Here is a 15,571-nt window from a genome sequence, read left to right on the forward strand (position 1 = left end):
CATCGCCTAGTGAGCACTAGCCCTCGACAAGGTGATTATTGCCCTTGTCAAAGAAAAAACTTCTGATTTAATATTATTTGAATAGTATTTAGGTATATTAACTGAAATTAGAGCTGCTGCTCCTAATTTTTAAAGTATTTTAAAAAAATCGAAACATGGCGCTAGGGTTGCCTATTGATTAAATCCAACCAGTAAAGATAAATAAACTATAGCGTTTCTTATCGCTATGAGGTACACAGGATTTTTTACCTCTTGCCTCTTGCCTCTGCTCTATTCCCTGCTCCCTGCTCCCTGCTCCCTGCTCCCTGCTCCCTGCTCCCTGCTCCCTGCTCCCTGCTCCCTAACACCCAGAATTTTGTACCTCATGACTATGATAAGTGCTATATATAAATATATAAATAAAGGCTTAGGCTGTTACTAATCTTAACACTCTTTGGAATTCTCAGCGAATGACTCCCCCGCCCAAGATCTCTGAAAAGCAAACCGTAGATAGTTTTTCAATCACCATCGCTCCGTTATTCCTATCAGACATCTACGCCCTTGCTGATGATCCGGCTAATGGAGCTGTGGTGATGATGAGTGGCACAGTCCGTAATCAGACTGATGGTAAACCAGTGGTAGCATTAGAGTATCAGGCTTATGAACCCATGGCATTACGGGTATTTTCCTCAATTGCTGCCCAGATTCGTGCCTCATGGTCTGATGTCAATCGGGTGGTAATCCATCATCGCATCGGTCGCTTAACTATTGGGGAAATTAGCGTGTTAGTCGCTGTTGCCTGTCCTCATCGTTCAGAAGCCTTTGCAGCTTGTAAGTATGCTATTGACACGTTGAAGCATAATGCTCCGATTTGGAAAAAAGAGCATTGGGATGATGGTTCTAGCAGTTGGGTCAGTATTGGGGCGTGTGAAGAATGAAGAATGAAGAATTAAGAATTAAGAATGAAGAATGAAGAATTAAGAATTTAGAATGAAGAATTAAGAATGCAGAATTAAGAATTAAGAATTTAGAATGAAGAATTAAGAATTAAGAATGCAGAATTAAGAATTTAGAATGAAGAATTAAGAATGAAGAATTAATAATTTTACATGTTTAATTCAAAAATGCTGTTCGCCTTTGGCCTTCGGTGTAGGCTAGGTTAGCCGGTTAATGGGTTGTTCGCGTAGCGTGGCCTTTTGGCCAAGGTTGTCTGTCAGGATGCAGAATGGTGAATTCCCAATTCTAAATTCCCAATTCTACATTCTACATTCTACATTCAATTCTAAATTCTACATTCTACATTCTACATTCTACATTCTACATTCTACATTCTACATTCTATCTACTTATCGTTTTAGTGATTGAGCGATCGCTTTTTCTAGTTCCACCTTACTCAAGTTGGTGAGGATGAACACCTCTTGAAAGCTTTTACCAGACCTGGCAATCACCTTGAATCCCCCACGAATTGGCACTGATACTTTTAACTGTAATTTAGGACAGTGACTTCTTGCCCGCCCAAGCACAGCAGGGGTAATGGTTTGAATACCTGGGTAATCTGTGAGTCGTTGCAGAACTGGAATGAGACCCTGAATGTGGGTAGAGTGATTCCAAACCAGTCTGCCGTCTTTGGGTTGGCTCATAATACTATGTAGCCTCCAAGGGAGCCATGGTTAAGCCAGCACGAGAAAGCTGTTGGTGGTAGAGTTCCGCTTGTTCCTGGGGACCGACCCAAACAATGGATTGACCTTCGTTGTGAACCTGATGGGTTAGTTCCCAGGCGTGATCATTTGTCATCCCAGGGATATACTTGACCAGACAGTCGTGAACATGCTGAAATGTGTTAAAATCATCGTCTAACACAATTACCTTATAGTTGGGATAAGGCTTTCGGGTAACTTGACCAGAGCGTTCAGGAGCTTTGACTGGTGCAGCAAATGTAGCTTTATAAGCTGCTGATCTTACCATAGTCGCACATAGGTTACCAGAATAATTTACAAAAAATTAAGTTTAAAGTCAAACCATTCCTTCCAGTTTACAAAAATTGAAACGCCCTGCATAGTGACCGTGAGAAATAAGGAAAATCAAAAATTGGACTAAGCCTTTAATCCCTAAGGGTTTCAACGACCTTCGCTATTCGCAATTTTTTCTTTGCCTGTAAAGCCCAATTTGCCATAATGAAGCGAACTCAGGCTGCTGTTTGTGTCAGGGGGAAGTTGCTGAGGGGCTGTGTGCAATGGTTTGCCGACCCACTAATTAGCCCGCTCCCCATACATCAATGACAGGGGTTTCCACTTCTGACTTACCAACGAAATGATTCAATGAATGCTTTACCTCTAACCCGCCCTTCCAAAACAGATCGCATTTTGGCTGTGGATGATTCCCCTGACAACTTGTTTCTACTGCAGACGCTTTTAGAAGAAGAGGGGTACGAGATTACTTTGGCAGAGAATGGTCGGGTTGCCCTAGAGAAAATAGAGATATCTCCGCCGGAATTGGTGCTATTGGATGTGATGATGCCAGAAATGGATGGCTTTGAAGTAACCAAGCGCATCCGAAGCAATCCCAAGTTACCGTTTATACCAATTTTGTTGATCACCGCTTATGATCATCCGAGTGTGGTCCAAGGACTGGATATGGGGGCGGATGATTTTATTCGTAAACCAGTAGAAGTGGATGAATTGCTGGCTCGGGTGCGATCGCTTTTGCGCCTCAAGCATAGTGTGGATGAACGGGATGAAATTGCTCGGCAACGAGAAGATTTTGTCTCTCGGCTTACCCATGACTTGCGCACCCCCTTAGTAGCAGCAGATCGCATCCTAAACCTTATGCAGCAGGGGGCTTTGGGAGAAATTTCACCCCCAGTGCTCGAAGCCATAGTCACCATGACTCGCAGTAACCACAATTTGCTGACTATGGTGAATACGTTACTAGAAGTCTATCGCTATGAAGCCGGTCGGAAGTATTTGTCTTTCTCTGCCATCCCTGTGGAACAGGTTATTGAGGAAGTCATCCAAGAACTGTCTGCCCTAGCTCGTGATAAAAAACTGTCTTTGGACTATCAGACACCGAAGGAAGTTAACTCGATAGTGATGGGCGATCGCTTAGAACTGCACCGACTGTTCATGAATTTGCTGGGAAATGCGATTAAATTCACTGACAACGGTTCTGTGACCGTTCGTCTGAGGAATAGTCCCAAGACTAGTGAAAGTAATCAGTCGTTGGTGGTGATTGAGGTGGAAGATACTGGTTTTGGTATATCCCCAGAAGACCAAAAAGAGTTGTTTGAACGGTTTCGCCAGGGTAGCCACAAACGCTCAGGTAGTGGTTTAGGACTATATCTTTCCAAACGAATTCTCGAAGCTCATCAAGGAACAATCAACGTTAAGTCTGAGTTGGGTAAGGGGACTTTGTTTACTGTAACATTGCCGAATCATGTTGATGCTTAACTAGACCTGCCAGAAGTCTATGGTGATTTTGAGCTATTTTTGAGAAAAGTGGGCACTGATCAGGCAAAAGGTTATGTCTAACGAGATGGGATTGAGCGATCGCTATTTTGAGTTAATCGATGACATTGTCAAAACTACCCTGAAGGGGAAGATCCGTTCTAAATCCCAGGTCTATCAGATGTTGGTCAAGGGGGTTACGGTTGGCACTGGGGAAATTTTTGAACGTTGCCTTGATCAGCGCTTCGATATGACTCAGGCAGAAGTAGACAATCCTAAGAGTGAATTGAAGCAAGCGAAGGCAATTCGGAAACTCAGGGCCCTCAATACGATTCGTGGTGAATGGGAACAGTGGCAGGAAGAAAACCGAGTTTCTGAAACTATCACTAGCGCTATTCAATTCATTACTACTGCTGAACCGGCTGAGCGCTTTACGGCTTTATTGCGAGTGATTGACCCCAATCAACAACCACCCCTGACGTTACAACAACTGGGGAGCCTGGCTAAACCCCTAAAGCAACAGGCACAACAAGCTTCTGAATCTGATACTGCTAAAGACCTTGGACAACTGGCGGCTGGGATTACGGCGGGTTTGGCATCTTGGCAACGCTTGGAAGATTATCTGGTCAGTTGGATTTATGACCAAAGTCGAGGCTCACTGGGATTTGAGGGTACTCCGGAACAGCGTGGCCCTTGGGGGCTGTGGGGGAAAAAGGTTAATAGCCCGTTACCCCAGTCTTTATTTGAAAGTCTAGCGCTGAATCAATCCTTCCATGAATGGGCAGATACTCAGCCGAGTTTGGAACTAGAAGCTTGGGTGGAATTGGCTGTGATTCTCCAGTGCTTGCAGCGAGGACTGGTGAATTGGTTCGATAAAATGGTATATGACTCCAAGATGGGAGCAAAGTTATCGATTTCTACCTTTATCGTATTTGCTGTGATTTGGTCTAGGTTAGCTAATGTTTTGAACCAGACAGCAATTAGTAGCAACGGAAATGCCATCGCAAATGGCTGTTTTCAGGTTTGTCTGCAAATTCTGCGCACCTTTGCCCAACGGGACTACTTCCCTCTCTACGGTGGTGTGTTTGCTAACTTTAGCGGCAACTATCTCCAAGATGCCCTGAATTACCTAGATGAACCCCTGCGGCAAGTAGACCGAACCGAGGAGAAAGCCAGGATTCTAACCTTGTTGGGTTATTCCCTTTGGTCTCAAGGAGCCTATGACCGAGCCAATAACTTCCATCAGCAAGCCTTAGAGATTGCCCGTGAGGCTGGGGATAGATTGTGTGAAATTGCTAATTTCAATCACCTCAGTCGGATTTGTGTCGCGCAAGAGAATTATGCTGATGCGATTAACTATAGTCAACGAGCATTAATACTCGCTCGTCAAGCTGGAGACCGGTTAGGGGAAGCTAATGCTTTAGTGAATTTCGGCTACAGTGAAGTGTTTCAAGCTCAGGATAGCCAACAAGCAGAACTAGAAGTGTATGAAAGTGCTATTAACTATTTAGAACAAGGTCGATTATTGTTAGAACGATTGGGAGATTCTCCAGCAGGGAGTTATGGGGTTGGGCAAAGTAAAGCCTTGTGTTTCAGTAGTTTGGGAATTGCCCATGTCGTGGTTGAGCAGTATCAAAAAGCGATCGCATTTTTAGAACAAGGCTGGCAAGCCGCCCAATTTTCTGGGGATTTGTACTTACAAGGGGTGAATTTGGCCTACCTAGCCCAAGCTTGCTACAGCCAGCAAGATTGGCAGAAAGTGATTTACACCGCTAGTTTAGGAGCCTATCTATTAGAGCAAATTGGGTCTGAAGATTGGCGCAAACCAGCCGGTTTGTTAAGTATTTTGCAAGGACAAATGGGGCAAGATGGCTTCCAAACCCTTTTGGCACAGCAACGGTCAAAAATTATTGCTGTCATTGGGGTAGATGGCTATGACTATATTCCGGAATTGCTAGCAAAATACTTGGATTCAATATAAGTAGCCTGTAGGGTGGGCAAAAACCGTTGCGTTCAAATTACTCTTCTAGATAATATTACTTTGCCCACCCTACTTAAGCTTGTAGGGTGGGCAAAAACCGTTTCGTTCAAATTACTCTTCTAGATAATATTACTTTGCCCACCCTACTTGAATTTGTAGCTAGCTTGTAGGGTGGGCAAAAACCGTTGCGTTCAAATTACTCTTCTAGATAATATTACTTTGCCCACCCTACTTGAATTGGTATTTTTTTTTACTTTTGACTTCTGACTTCTAACTTCTGACTTGCGCGTAGCGCTATAACATCATGAAACCGACCCTAACTAAGATCCTTCCCAGGTTTGGGAAACAGACAACCCTAGCTTTGACAGTTGTTTCCTTAACTGCTGGCATCGTCTCTAATGTCCAGGCTCAGTCATTGCCCTCTGACTTCAAATTTCCCCAACAGTCATTTGGCTTCTTTGTTGATAGTACAAATAGCAGTCAACGGTTCTTTGAGCAAGGAAGGTTTCTGGGTGAAACAGAAATTAAAAATCTGTTCAACAACAACCTTTCCTCAGCAAATCCTATCCTTGAAATTAGTGATGATGTAGTCAATCGAGAAGACCTATTGAAACTGGAAAATCTTCAGCAATTGCTCGATGATGGTGATAGCTTATAGCTGTTGGCGTGAGTGCGTAGGGTGCGTTAGGGATGGGCTAGCCCTGATTTTTCACTTCGTAGCCAAGGTTAGGATAGCCCGTCCCGTAACGCACCGCCAGTGTATAGAAATTTTGTCCTCGATTGCTTCTTTGGGTAGTCCTCGACGACTATCAGCTAAACGATCTTCAAAAATTAAGTGAATTGCATTCTTCAAGCTTTATTTAGCTTCTTAAACCGTTTATCCTTGACCATTCGCACCAGGAATTTCAGGACAAATCGCCCAATATCCTCCTTCTGTTGCTGCCTCAATGATGGCGGTAAACTCTGCGTTCATACAAATCTCCTTAGATGTTTTATAGCCATTATATCTCCCATAAGGTACAAAGGGATCCCCCTAAATCCCCCTTAATAAGGGGGACTTTGAGTGCGATCGCACTCCCCCCACTTACCACACTCGACCCACTTTCCTGTTTTATCAAACTACCTAGACTATTTAATTTTTTATATCAATCAGGATAATTATCCTTAATAAAAATCTCCCCATCTCCCTATCTCCCCACCCTCTCCTTAATTATGGATATTCAAGCAGACTTGATATAGCGTTTCTAGGATTTATGAGGTACGCTTCTCAACCTCAAAGTCCCCCTTGATAAGGGGGATTTAGGGGGATCTCTTTGTCCCTCATGGCACATATAATTGCTATATTATTGGCTCTCTCGACGCTAATTCGTTAAAATTTAAGATAGTGATAAAACAGAGGTCGCTTCACAGATGAACCTTGCTGAACTTCTGACCAATCCCAACGTCCTTCAAAGACTACTCCAGTTACTACTAGGACTACTTACCTGTATTGTCGGACTTTTGATCAATCGCTTTGACCAGCAAAAAACTCTCTTTCACAAAATTATAGTATTTGGTCTATGCGTAATAGTTTATGTATTCTTAGCTCATGAAGCAGAAAATTTAGTTTCTCAAAAATCAGCACAAGACAATACCCAGTGGTTCCAACAAGTCTACTGGATTTTAGGTATTGGTTACGTCTTCGCCTTCCTTACAATGTGGTATTTGTTCAAAACTAGCTCAGGAAAGCAAACTCAAATCCCTAGACAGATTCCACAGGCAAAGTTACAGCGATGGCGACAACGCTTGCTAGCAGAAATAGCAGCAGACGTTAACAATTACCTTTATTACTCCCTGGACAATCACCACTTGATTAAGTTGGTGATGCCAGACCAAAGGGAGCAACTGGATCGTCCAGAAAAAAATACTGTGAATCCTAGCAATTCTCCTCCATGGTGGAAACAGTTGCCCAAGTACCTGGCAGTACCTTTCTGGGGAGTAACGACAGAATCTCAACCAGGTCAAAAGGTTATTGAGGTATTTAACCAAAAGCATATTGCCGGGAAACTGTTGATTCTCGGTGCCCCTGGTTCCGGAAAAACCACCATGCTGTTGGATTTGGCCAAGGATTTAATTACAGGTGCTCAGCACCAGCCAAACCAACCAATTCCAATTATTGCTGAACTTTCTGATTGGAAAGATAACAAGCAGCCCATTGCTGAATGGTTAGCAGCTAATTTAAAGTTTCGTTATAATCTCCCCGAAGCCATTACTCAGGAGTGGATTACCACCGGTCAGTTGTTACCTCTTCTTGATGGTTTAGATGAGTTGGGTTTAGAGCGGCAAAGGTTATGTGTTCAGGAATTAAATCAGTTTCTCAAAGATGTTCCTCAAATTGTGGTCTGCTGTCGTGAAGAAGAATACAAAGCTGGTGAGCAAATTCTGGAGATGCGGGGAGCAGTCTGTCTGCAACCTTTGACGGATCAGCAGATAGAAAATTATTTAAAGGGGTTAAATATTCTCAACCTCTGGCCAGGAATTAAGCAAGATTCAGAGGGATTGCTAGAGTTAGCCAGAATGCCCTTATTATTAAATTTAATTCCCCGTGCTTATCCAGATGGAGATGGGTTGAAGCGAGTAGGGAGACATTTTAAGGATCCTAAAGCAAAGGAAGACTATCAGAAGCAATGCCGTAGAGATTTATTTGAGAATTACATTAACCGTAAACTAAACGAAAACCATGACAGTCGTGGTTATTCAGAAGAGAAGACAAGACGCTGGTTAGGCTGGCTGGCTAAACGATTGAAAGAGCGACAACAAACCGAGTTTTTGATTGAAAAAATGCAGCATATTATGTTTAATAATTCCATAGAAAAGTGGTTATATAAACTGATTATGTGGCTGATGTTTGGGCTGATATTTGGGCTGATTATGTGGCTGATGTTTGGGCTGATGTTTGGCCTGGTTGGAGGGCTGAGTGGAGGGCTGCTTGGATGCATTTTTGATAATAATAATAATATACAGCCTTCTGAAAGTATTAGATTTTCATGGCAAATAATAATAGATAACAGAATTAGTTTGATAATTGTGGCGCTGATGTTTGGGCTGCTTATAGGGCTGCTTGAAGGGCTGAGTGGAGGGCTGTTTGAAGGACTGAGTGGAGGGCTGAGTGGAGGGCTTTTTTTTGGGTTGATTTTAGGGCTGGTTGAAGGTCTGAGTGGAGCAGAAATAAAAACCAGAAATAAACCAAATCAGGGGATTAAAGAATCCGCTAAAAATATATTTATTGTTAGTTTAATTAGTTTTCCTGTAACTTTATTGCTGTGTGTATTACTTAGTCTAGTTTGGGTAAAGAATGTCGAACTACTCAGCACGTTAATTGTTGCTTTTGGGATGGCAATTTTGATGGGCTTTTTAGTTGCTGGCACACCGGTCATTCAGCATTTCGTCCTCCGCTTCATTCTCTGGGGCAGTGGTTCAATCCCCTGGGATTACGCCCATTTCCTGAGCTATGCCACAGAACGCCGCTTGATCAAGCAAGTGGGTGGACGCTATCGATTCATCCACGATTTGCTGCGGGAGCACTTTAGCACCACCTAGTGTGGGGGTTAATAATGGAATGATTTTAAAAGTTTTGTGGAACGGGCATCTTGGTGGAATGGGCATCTTGGGTGGAACTGGCATCTTGCGTAGAACTGGCATCTTGCCAGTTTCCTCCTTATTTTCGGGCGTTGCTCGTGGAATGGAATGATTTTAAGAGTTTTCTGGAATGGGCATCTTGGGTGGAACTGGCATCTTGCCAGTTTCCTCCTTATTTTCGAGCGGGCAGGATGCCCACTCTACTCTTATTCATTCCTTAACTACCTATTATTCTTGATCCATCGGCAGACTAATATCCAAAAAAATAAGGAACTTAGCATCAGGCATGAGCCGTTTAAGAGGCTGCACATACCTCTTGGCATCACAATGGTTGTCGAACCGAGCGAAAACCACTGGTGCCATGGGTGGCAATAGCCTAACCATTACCCATGGGTATAGGTTTCTACCATAGTACATAATAAATGTATCTCCTTCGTAGAACTGGCATCTTGCCAGTTAAGTGGGACCCAGAGCCAGCCTTCGCCCAAGGAAGATCGTTAGGCTGGCTCTTGCCGTCAATTTTAACGGGGACAATTTTATTGTAGCACAAAAAATATTATATTATAGCATATTTTGAAAAGTTTTGTAAAAAAATATTTTTGAGGGAGCAGGGAGCAGGGAGTAGGGAGTAGGGAGTAGGGAGTAGGGAGTAGTGAGTCGGGAATCGGGAATCGGGAATCGGGAGTCGGGAATCGGGAGTCGGGAGTCGTCAGAAAAGAAGGAAATTCCACGCAAAAGTCCCCCTTACTAAGGGGGATTTAGGGGGATCTGAATCAGGAACTAACGTTATAATCCTGTTTGGATCAATTCCTCTGCTTTCGAGAGCAGAAGTTTCCGACAACTAGGGCTAAGTCTAGTCAGCCTTTTGGGTGGTGCGTTACGGGACGGATTGTGCTAATACTGGCTACCAAGAAAATCAGGGCGAGCCCGTCCCTAACGCACCCTACGCAACTTACGACTTAGCTATCAGACTTAGGAATGGCCATCCCATCATGGGGGTTAAATAAATGAATCTTCTCTGGGTCTATAGACAGCCAAATTTCCTCACCTATTCTGACAATTTTATCTGGTGGTACTCTGACCTGAAGAACGGTAGAGTCTTCGGGGATACTCACGGATAGATAAGTATCGTTACCTAGGGCTTCCACTATCTCAACCGTAACCATCAAGTTTTTGGGAGCAGGAGCACTGATACTCATATGTTCCGGACGAACTCCTAAGGTTAAGGATTGACCATCATACTGGTGCAGTATGGGTTCCCAGACCTCTGGAAGCGTCAGGCGGAACTGAGAATTGCATACTACCCGAGGGGCTTTCACCTGAACCGGGATAAAATTCATCGGTGGTGAACCAATGAATTCCGCCACAAACCGGTTAGCCGGTTGATTATATATTTCTAGAGGAGGAGCAATCTGTTGGATGCGACCGTCTTTCATCACCGCGATCCGATCCCCCATAGTCATCGCTTCCGTTTGGTCGTGGGTGACGTAGATCGTAGTTGTACCTAACTGCCGCTGTAGTTTCACAATTTGGCTGCGAGTCTCTGCCCGGAGTTTAGCATCCAAATTAGAAAGGGGTTCATCCATTAAAAAGACCTGGGGATTACGGGAAATTGCCCGTCCCAGAGCAATCCGTTGTTTTTGTCCCCCAGACAGCTGCTTTGGCAATCGATTCAGCAAGTGTTCTACTTGTAGCAACTTAGCTACTTTGCGAACCTGCTGATCAATCTTTTTCTCTCGTTCGGACAGGTATCGCAGTTCCCGAGGAAGCGATCGCGTCATTGTGGTTAACACATTTTCCAGATTCGAGCGAACTTCCCCATTCAACATACCTGTAGCCACAAGCCCTTGCTTGATTTGGGGTGGCAGATTCTTGCCCCAATGCACACTATTAGAGTTCCCATTAGAGTCTTCTGCCATGTTCACTTGCCCATAGCCAGTTCGTCTGAGTCCAAAGGCAATGTTTTCATAGACACTCAGATGGGGATAGAGGGCATAATTTTGAAACACCATAGCGATGTCTCGTTCTTTGGGTGGTAAGTCATTGACTTGTCTGTTCCCCACCCAGATTTTGCCCGCAGTCAATTCCTCTAGTCCAGCAATGATCCGCAATAGAGTACTTTTGCCACAGCCTGAAGGACCAACCAGCACCATAAACTCGCCATCGTTGACTTCCAGATTTATGCGCCGCAAGATATTAACGGTTTTAGGTGTCTGTCCAGACTTTTCTGCTTCAAGGCTTGGTGACTCTTCGTTGTTTGTCACCTTAGGTTCCGTTGTTACTGGTGCAACAACAGTATCCCCTTTGCGGGCGGGAACACTTTTAAAAACGTTTTCCAGAATAACCTGTGCCACGTTGGTCAATATCCAATTACGCTTAATTTTTTCTTTACTGTGATCGTTTCCAACTCTGATGCCGTAATTTTTCCATACTTAGGGTTACCACCCCTAACGTTACCAGAAACAATCCGATAATTTCCTGTAACCCTAAACCTTGTTGAATAATCGCCACGGCTAAGACGGTAGTTAACACTGGTGCTGTTGACCCGATAATCGAAGCTGGACGCCCACCAATGAGCCTGATGGCAAAGTTTTGCACCAGATAGCTCACTAAGGTGATTACCCCCAACCCCAGACAGCTGAAGTATAAAGCAAGTCTGTGGCTGGGTTCAACAAAAAAGCGCCAGGATTGATCTAGGGGAAATGATAAGCTCAGGCTAGAAAATACCAAAATTAATGTAAAATTAATAAAGCTATAAGGAATCGGGTTGAGCTTTCTAGCACTGACTTGGGTGAGAATAATGTAAACAGCGAAGCTCAAACCCGCACCAGCAGCAGCTATAACTCCCAATTCAGAAGAGGGCTGCTTAGCTGCGAGACTAGGCAGGGAAATCAGCAACGCTCCGCCCACCACACCAACCATGACTAGACCACGAACTAGATGTGGGCGATATAGATCGGAGGGAAATAGATGTGTGCGATTACCAAACAGCAATCCTGTCAAGATCACCGTCACAATGGGATATATAAAAAAAATCGTGATTGCTACCCCTGGTTTAATAAGACCTAATGATAGGTATAATAGCACTTGGGATAAAAATAGAAATAAGCTACTCGCCACCATCTGGCTAAATAAAGGCAAGTCCCCCGAGTGAGCACAACGCCTAATATCTCGCCACACCGATGGGTAGAGTAACCTAGCCACAAATGCCATCAGCGGTACTACCACCAACATCTTTAGCCACAGAATCAGCAGGGAGTTGCCTAAACCAGGAGCCATCAAGCCTCCCACTTCAACATTCTGTAGACCAAAGAGCCAAGATTGATTAAAGATTACATATATAATTATATTCTGAAACGACAACATTAGGCAAGAGAGTAAGGCCAAAAGCACCCCAATGGAGATTTTCTTTGGGATTTTCTTTGACATTTTTTGCGATCGCGTCAGCTGTTGTGGGATAGCTTGATCAGCAGCACTCCTCTGTTTTGGGGATACCATAAGTTTCTTGGTGTTGGCAGGGATACTTTAGAAGCATTACAGTCAAGGGATGCTGTATGCTAGAGAGTCCCTGAAAATGAATTGATCATAAACCCATGAATACCACAATCAAGTCTGCCACTGATTCCAACCAAGGTCTAGAATCGGTAAACACCGCTGATTCCTCTGGCACTGGCCTAACGCGATCGCAATATCAGCAAAAAATGCAGCGACGCAAGGAAATACAGGAACAACGCCTAGCTAAAGCCTCCAAACAAAAAGGTCTGATTGTGGTTCATACCGGCAACGGCAAAGGGAAGACCACAGCTGGCTTAGGCATGGTCTTGCGATCGCTTGGTCATGGCTACCGAGTTGTGATTGTACAATTTATCAAGGGTGCTTGGGAACCCGCAGAAAAAGCTGCCTTAGAGCACTGGACAGTAGCCACTGATAACAATCCCCCTCAATTAGAGTTCCATGCCATGGGCGAAGGCTTTACCTGGGAGACTCAAGATCGAGAGCGAGACATCGAAAAAGCCCAATCCGCCTGGGATGCCGCCTTAGGGTTTATCCGTAACCCTGACATTAAGCTAGTGCTATTGGATGAGATTAACATAGCCTTGAAACTCAACTATCTAACCATTGAGCAAGTTTTGGCTGGACTAGACCAAAAACCCACTGATTCCCATGTCATCTTAACCGGTAGGGGAGCACCAGCCGCCCTAATTGAACGAGCTGACCTAGTCACAGAGATGACATTAGTGAAGCATCCTTTAAAAGAGCAGGGGATTAAAGCACAACCTGGTATTGAGTTTTAATGCTGTTATCGAGGGGAGTAGGGGAGAAATTTTTGAACTATTTCTCAACGGTCTACAATCCCCAAGTTTTATGCTTTTAGGCATAGGAATAGTTTGTACACCAATAGCGTGCGTGATCCCGAAAAATTATGGTGTTTTCTGCAAATCCGGTCGCTCTTCTGGTATAATAGCGCCCTCAACTGGACAGACTTCCACGCAAATGCCACAGTCAATGCAGCTAGAAAAGTCAATCCAGTACCAGTCACTCCCCAGGGCATTTTTCCCTGGTCCTGGATGAATGCACGCCACTGGGCAACATTCAACGCAATCAGCAATTCCTTGGCAAGTATCGGTAACAATCGTGTGTGGCACAGTGTTTTCTCTAAGTGCTAGTTGGTCGGATGTGGATCTTCCTTAATTCTATAGTTAGCTGTCTAGCAAAAGAAGCCCCACAACGAACATGCGTAGCATGAGTGCTTAAAGTTACCGTAAGATAGTGGAGCTTTTATGGTTAGTCGGTTATGCGCAAAAGGGTTAAATCTTTTGTAATAAAGCTCCACTATCTAAGGTTTCGTCTCCGGGATGAAAGCCAGGTAGCGACTTTAGTCGCCGTGAAAAAGATTCTGTCTTGAGTTGACGATTTTCGCTAAACGTGTTAGCGTAAGGATATACAGAAAAGGTCGAGTTCTGATGATCATCTTAGAGTTTAAAGCACAAGGCAAAAATACCCAGTATCAAGCTATAGACGAAGCTATTCGGACAGTGAAATTTATCCGTAATAGTTGCATTAGTTTATGGATGGACAATAAAGGGACAGGGAAGTACGACCTTAGTAAATATTGCAAAATACTAGCTAAAGAGTTCCCGTTTGCCAATGAGTTAAACTCTACGGCTCGACAAGCTGCGGCTGAAAGAGCTTGGTCATCAATTTCTCGCTTCTTTGAGAACTGTAAAAAGAAAGTACCTGGGAAGAAAGGCTATCCCCGTTTTCAAAAGCACTGTAGATTCGGCAAAGCCGACGCTGCGCGAACAGTTGAATATAAGCAGTCAGGATGGAAATTATCCCCTGATAAAAAATCAATAACTTTCAGTGATAAAAAGGGGATTGGGAGGCTGAAGCTCAAGGGTACCTGGGACTTGTGGCGCTTCGACAAGAAGCTGATTAAGCGAGTCCGCATTGTCAAAAGAGCAGATGGGTACTATGTTCAGTTTTGCATTTCTGTTGAGGTAAACGAACAGCTAACCCCAAGTCACTCGACAATCGGATTAGACGTAGGACTAAAAGAGTTCTACACCGACTCATTCGGCAACAGTGAACCTAACCCTCGGTTTTATAGAGCTGGGGAGAAGATATTAAAGTTTTATCAACGCCGGGTTTCCCGGAAAAAGAAAGGCTCATCCAACCGCAAGAAAGCCATCAATAGATTAGGCAGACAGCACCTTAAAATAAGTAGGCAGCGTGAAGAACATGCCAAAAGACTGGTTAGAAGTTACCGCAAGAAGAGTGCAGCCTTTATAGTTGGTAGGCTATGCATCAAAGGTGACAGGTTTTGTTGTAAGGCTGCACTCTTCTAAGGTTTCGTCTCCGGCACGTTGCGTAATCCGGTCTAACGACCTGGTCGCCTATGAAGATTTAAGGGTTAAAAACTTAGTAAAAAATCACTGTCTCGCTAAGTCTATAAATGATGCAGGTTGGTATCAATTTAGAAAATGGTTAGAACATTTTGGCCAAAAGTTTGGAAGAGTCACTGTTGCAGTGAATCCTGCCTATACAAGCCAAAACTGCTCTGAATGCGGCGAGGTGGTCAAGAAGTCACTATCGACAAGGACTCACGTCTGTAAGTGTGGCTGCAAGCTAGATCGAGACCACAACGCTGCAATCAATATACTAAATCGAGCCTTGGGTACGGTGGGGCACACCGGAACTTGGGTCATTGACCCGAACGCTTCAGGAGAATCGGCCTCTATTGTTCTTGGTTCCGACCAGGTTCAGTAAGCTGGCTCGCTGAATGAAGAATCCCCGCGTCTTTAGACCGGGGAGTGTCAATTGCCATTATTCAATTAGCAGTAGCCGTTCATGGCGCGTGTCTAGACATCACGACCCCAATGAGTTCGGTTATCTCACTTCAGAATATCTATCTATTTCCTGATTATTGGGTGATTATTTTAATGGAGGGTGTGTGTGAGGCTTAATCTCGGAAGCCCCACTAAAATCCCAAGTCCAACCAATGTAATCTACTGACTCTGTCCCTATGATATTGCTATTTTTTCGTCAA

Annotated in this window: 18 protein-coding genes; 10 read left to right on the forward strand and 8 right to left on the reverse strand. The window is 44.1% G+C overall.

All coding sequences use genetic code 11. The features are described from left to right. Window positions 1-226 precede the first annotated feature (226 nt). Entirely contained in the window at window positions 227-421 is a 195-nt protein-coding gene (locus tag F6K51_RS14265; RefSeq protein WP_293021210.1) for a hypothetical protein, read from the forward strand. A gap of 28 nt (window positions 422-449) precedes the next feature. Next, window positions 450-917 (forward strand): molybdenum cofactor biosynthesis protein MoaE, encoded by a 468-nt coding sequence (locus F6K51_RS14270; RefSeq protein ID WP_293021211.1) that lies wholly within the window; start codon window positions 450-452, stop codon window positions 915-917. Window positions 918-1,325: 408 nt separating this feature from the next. Here the strand turns inward: F6K51_RS14270 and F6K51_RS14275 are convergent, their stop codons facing one another. Further along, on the reverse strand, window positions 1,326-1,619 hold the full coding sequence (locus F6K51_RS14275) for a DUF2103 domain-containing protein (RefSeq protein ID WP_008186027.1): 294 nt from the start codon (window positions 1,617-1,619) through the stop codon (window positions 1,326-1,328). A gap of 4 nt (window positions 1,620-1,623) precedes the next feature. Next, the gene (gene clpS / locus F6K51_RS14280) at window positions 1,624-1,944 is read right to left on the reverse strand and encodes an ATP-dependent Clp protease adapter ClpS (RefSeq protein WP_293021214.1); all 321 of its coding nucleotides are present in this window, start codon (window positions 1,942-1,944) and stop codon (window positions 1,624-1,626) included. Between the two features lie 353 nt (window positions 1,945-2,297). Between clpS and F6K51_RS14285 the strand changes: the two genes are divergently transcribed. From F6K51_RS14285 to F6K51_RS14295, 3 genes are all read left to right on the forward strand, one after another. Next, the gene (locus F6K51_RS14285; protein ID WP_293021215.1) at window positions 2,298-3,425 is read left to right on the forward strand and encodes a hybrid sensor histidine kinase/response regulator; all 1,128 of its coding nucleotides are present in this window, start codon (window positions 2,298-2,300) and stop codon (window positions 3,423-3,425) included. A gap of 73 nt (window positions 3,426-3,498) precedes the next feature. After that, entirely contained in the window at window positions 3,499-5,403 is a 1,905-nt protein-coding gene (locus F6K51_RS14290) for a tetratricopeptide repeat protein (RefSeq protein ID WP_293021216.1), read from the forward strand. A gap of 304 nt (window positions 5,404-5,707) precedes the next feature. Beyond that, the gene (locus F6K51_RS14295; protein WP_293021217.1) at window positions 5,708-6,061 is read left to right on the forward strand and encodes a hypothetical protein; all 354 of its coding nucleotides are present in this window, start codon (window positions 5,708-5,710) and stop codon (window positions 6,059-6,061) included. Between the two features lie 219 nt (window positions 6,062-6,280). On the opposite strand, the gene F6K51_RS14300 is transcribed toward F6K51_RS14295, so the two are convergent. Then, a complete protein-coding gene (locus tag F6K51_RS14300; RefSeq protein WP_293021218.1) occupies window positions 6,281-6,376 on the reverse strand; it encodes a type II toxin-antitoxin system HicB family antitoxin in 96 nt (31 codons plus the stop codon). A gap of 437 nt (window positions 6,377-6,813) precedes the next feature. On the opposite strand from F6K51_RS14300, the gene F6K51_RS14305 reads away from it, so the two are divergent. Together F6K51_RS14305 and F6K51_RS14310 are read left to right on the forward strand one after the other, a co-directional pair. Beyond that, window positions 6,814-8,982 (forward strand): NACHT domain-containing protein, encoded by a 2,169-nt coding sequence (locus tag F6K51_RS14305; RefSeq protein WP_293021220.1) that lies wholly within the window; start codon window positions 6,814-6,816, stop codon window positions 8,980-8,982. A gap of 50 nt (window positions 8,983-9,032) precedes the next feature. Next, window positions 9,033-9,242, forward strand: coding sequence for a hypothetical protein (locus F6K51_RS14310; RefSeq protein ID WP_293021222.1), 210 nt, complete (start codon window positions 9,033-9,035; stop codon window positions 9,240-9,242). A 7-nt stretch (window positions 9,243-9,249) separates the two neighbouring features. On the opposite strand, the gene F6K51_RS14315 is transcribed toward F6K51_RS14310, so the two are convergent. From F6K51_RS14315 to F6K51_RS14330, 4 genes are all read right to left on the reverse strand, one after another. Further along, complete coding sequence (locus F6K51_RS14315; protein ID WP_365939963.1) at window positions 9,250-9,405, reverse strand: hypothetical protein; 156 nt, start codon at window positions 9,403-9,405, stop codon at window positions 9,250-9,252. A gap of 177 nt (window positions 9,406-9,582) precedes the next feature. Further along, window positions 9,583-9,756: a hypothetical protein gene (locus tag F6K51_RS14320; protein ID WP_293021225.1), complete on the reverse strand. Its 174-nt coding sequence runs from the start codon at window positions 9,754-9,756 to the stop codon at window positions 9,583-9,585. A 224-nt stretch (window positions 9,757-9,980) separates the two neighbouring features. After that, window positions 9,981-11,375 carry an ABC transporter ATP-binding protein gene (locus tag F6K51_RS14325; protein WP_293021226.1) on the reverse strand — a complete coding sequence of 465 codons (1,395 nt, stop codon included), beginning with the start codon at window positions 11,373-11,375 and terminating at the stop codon, window positions 9,981-9,983. Between the two features lie 34 nt (window positions 11,376-11,409). Further along, window positions 11,410-12,519, reverse strand: a complete 1,110-nt coding sequence (locus F6K51_RS14330) for a DMT family transporter (RefSeq protein ID WP_293021228.1) — start codon at window positions 12,517-12,519, stop codon at window positions 11,410-11,412. A 95-nt stretch (window positions 12,520-12,614) separates the two neighbouring features. Here F6K51_RS14330 and cobO point away from each other — a divergent pair, with 95 nt between their 5' ends. Continuing rightward, window positions 12,615-13,316, forward strand: a complete 702-nt coding sequence (gene cobO, locus F6K51_RS14335; RefSeq protein WP_293021230.1) for a cob(I)yrinic acid a,c-diamide adenosyltransferase — start codon at window positions 12,615-12,617, stop codon at window positions 13,314-13,316. A 126-nt stretch (window positions 13,317-13,442) separates the two neighbouring features. Here cobO and F6K51_RS14340 read toward each other — a convergent pair whose 3' ends face one another. Then, window positions 13,443-13,667 carry a ferredoxin family protein gene (locus F6K51_RS14340; protein ID WP_083305266.1) on the reverse strand — a complete coding sequence of 75 codons (225 nt, stop codon included), beginning with the start codon at window positions 13,665-13,667 and terminating at the stop codon, window positions 13,443-13,445. Between the two features lie 318 nt (window positions 13,668-13,985). On the opposite strand from F6K51_RS14340, the gene F6K51_RS14345 reads away from it, so the two are divergent. Both F6K51_RS14345 and F6K51_RS14350 read left to right on the forward strand, forming a co-directional pair. After that, a complete protein-coding gene (locus F6K51_RS14345) occupies window positions 13,986-14,870 on the forward strand; it encodes a transposase (protein WP_293021232.1) in 885 nt (294 codons plus the stop codon). Further along, window positions 14,836-15,291, forward strand: coding sequence for a transposase (locus F6K51_RS14350; RefSeq protein ID WP_293021234.1), 456 nt, complete (start codon window positions 14,836-14,838; stop codon window positions 15,289-15,291). Before F6K51_RS14345 ends, F6K51_RS14350 begins: the two co-directional genes overlap by 35 nt. Window positions 15,292-15,571: the final 280 nt, after the last annotated feature.

This window comes from Moorena sp. SIO3I8, from assembly GCF_010692325.1.
In the GTDB taxonomy this organism is placed as follows: domain Bacteria; phylum Cyanobacteriota; class Cyanobacteriia; order Cyanobacteriales; family Coleofasciculaceae; genus Moorena.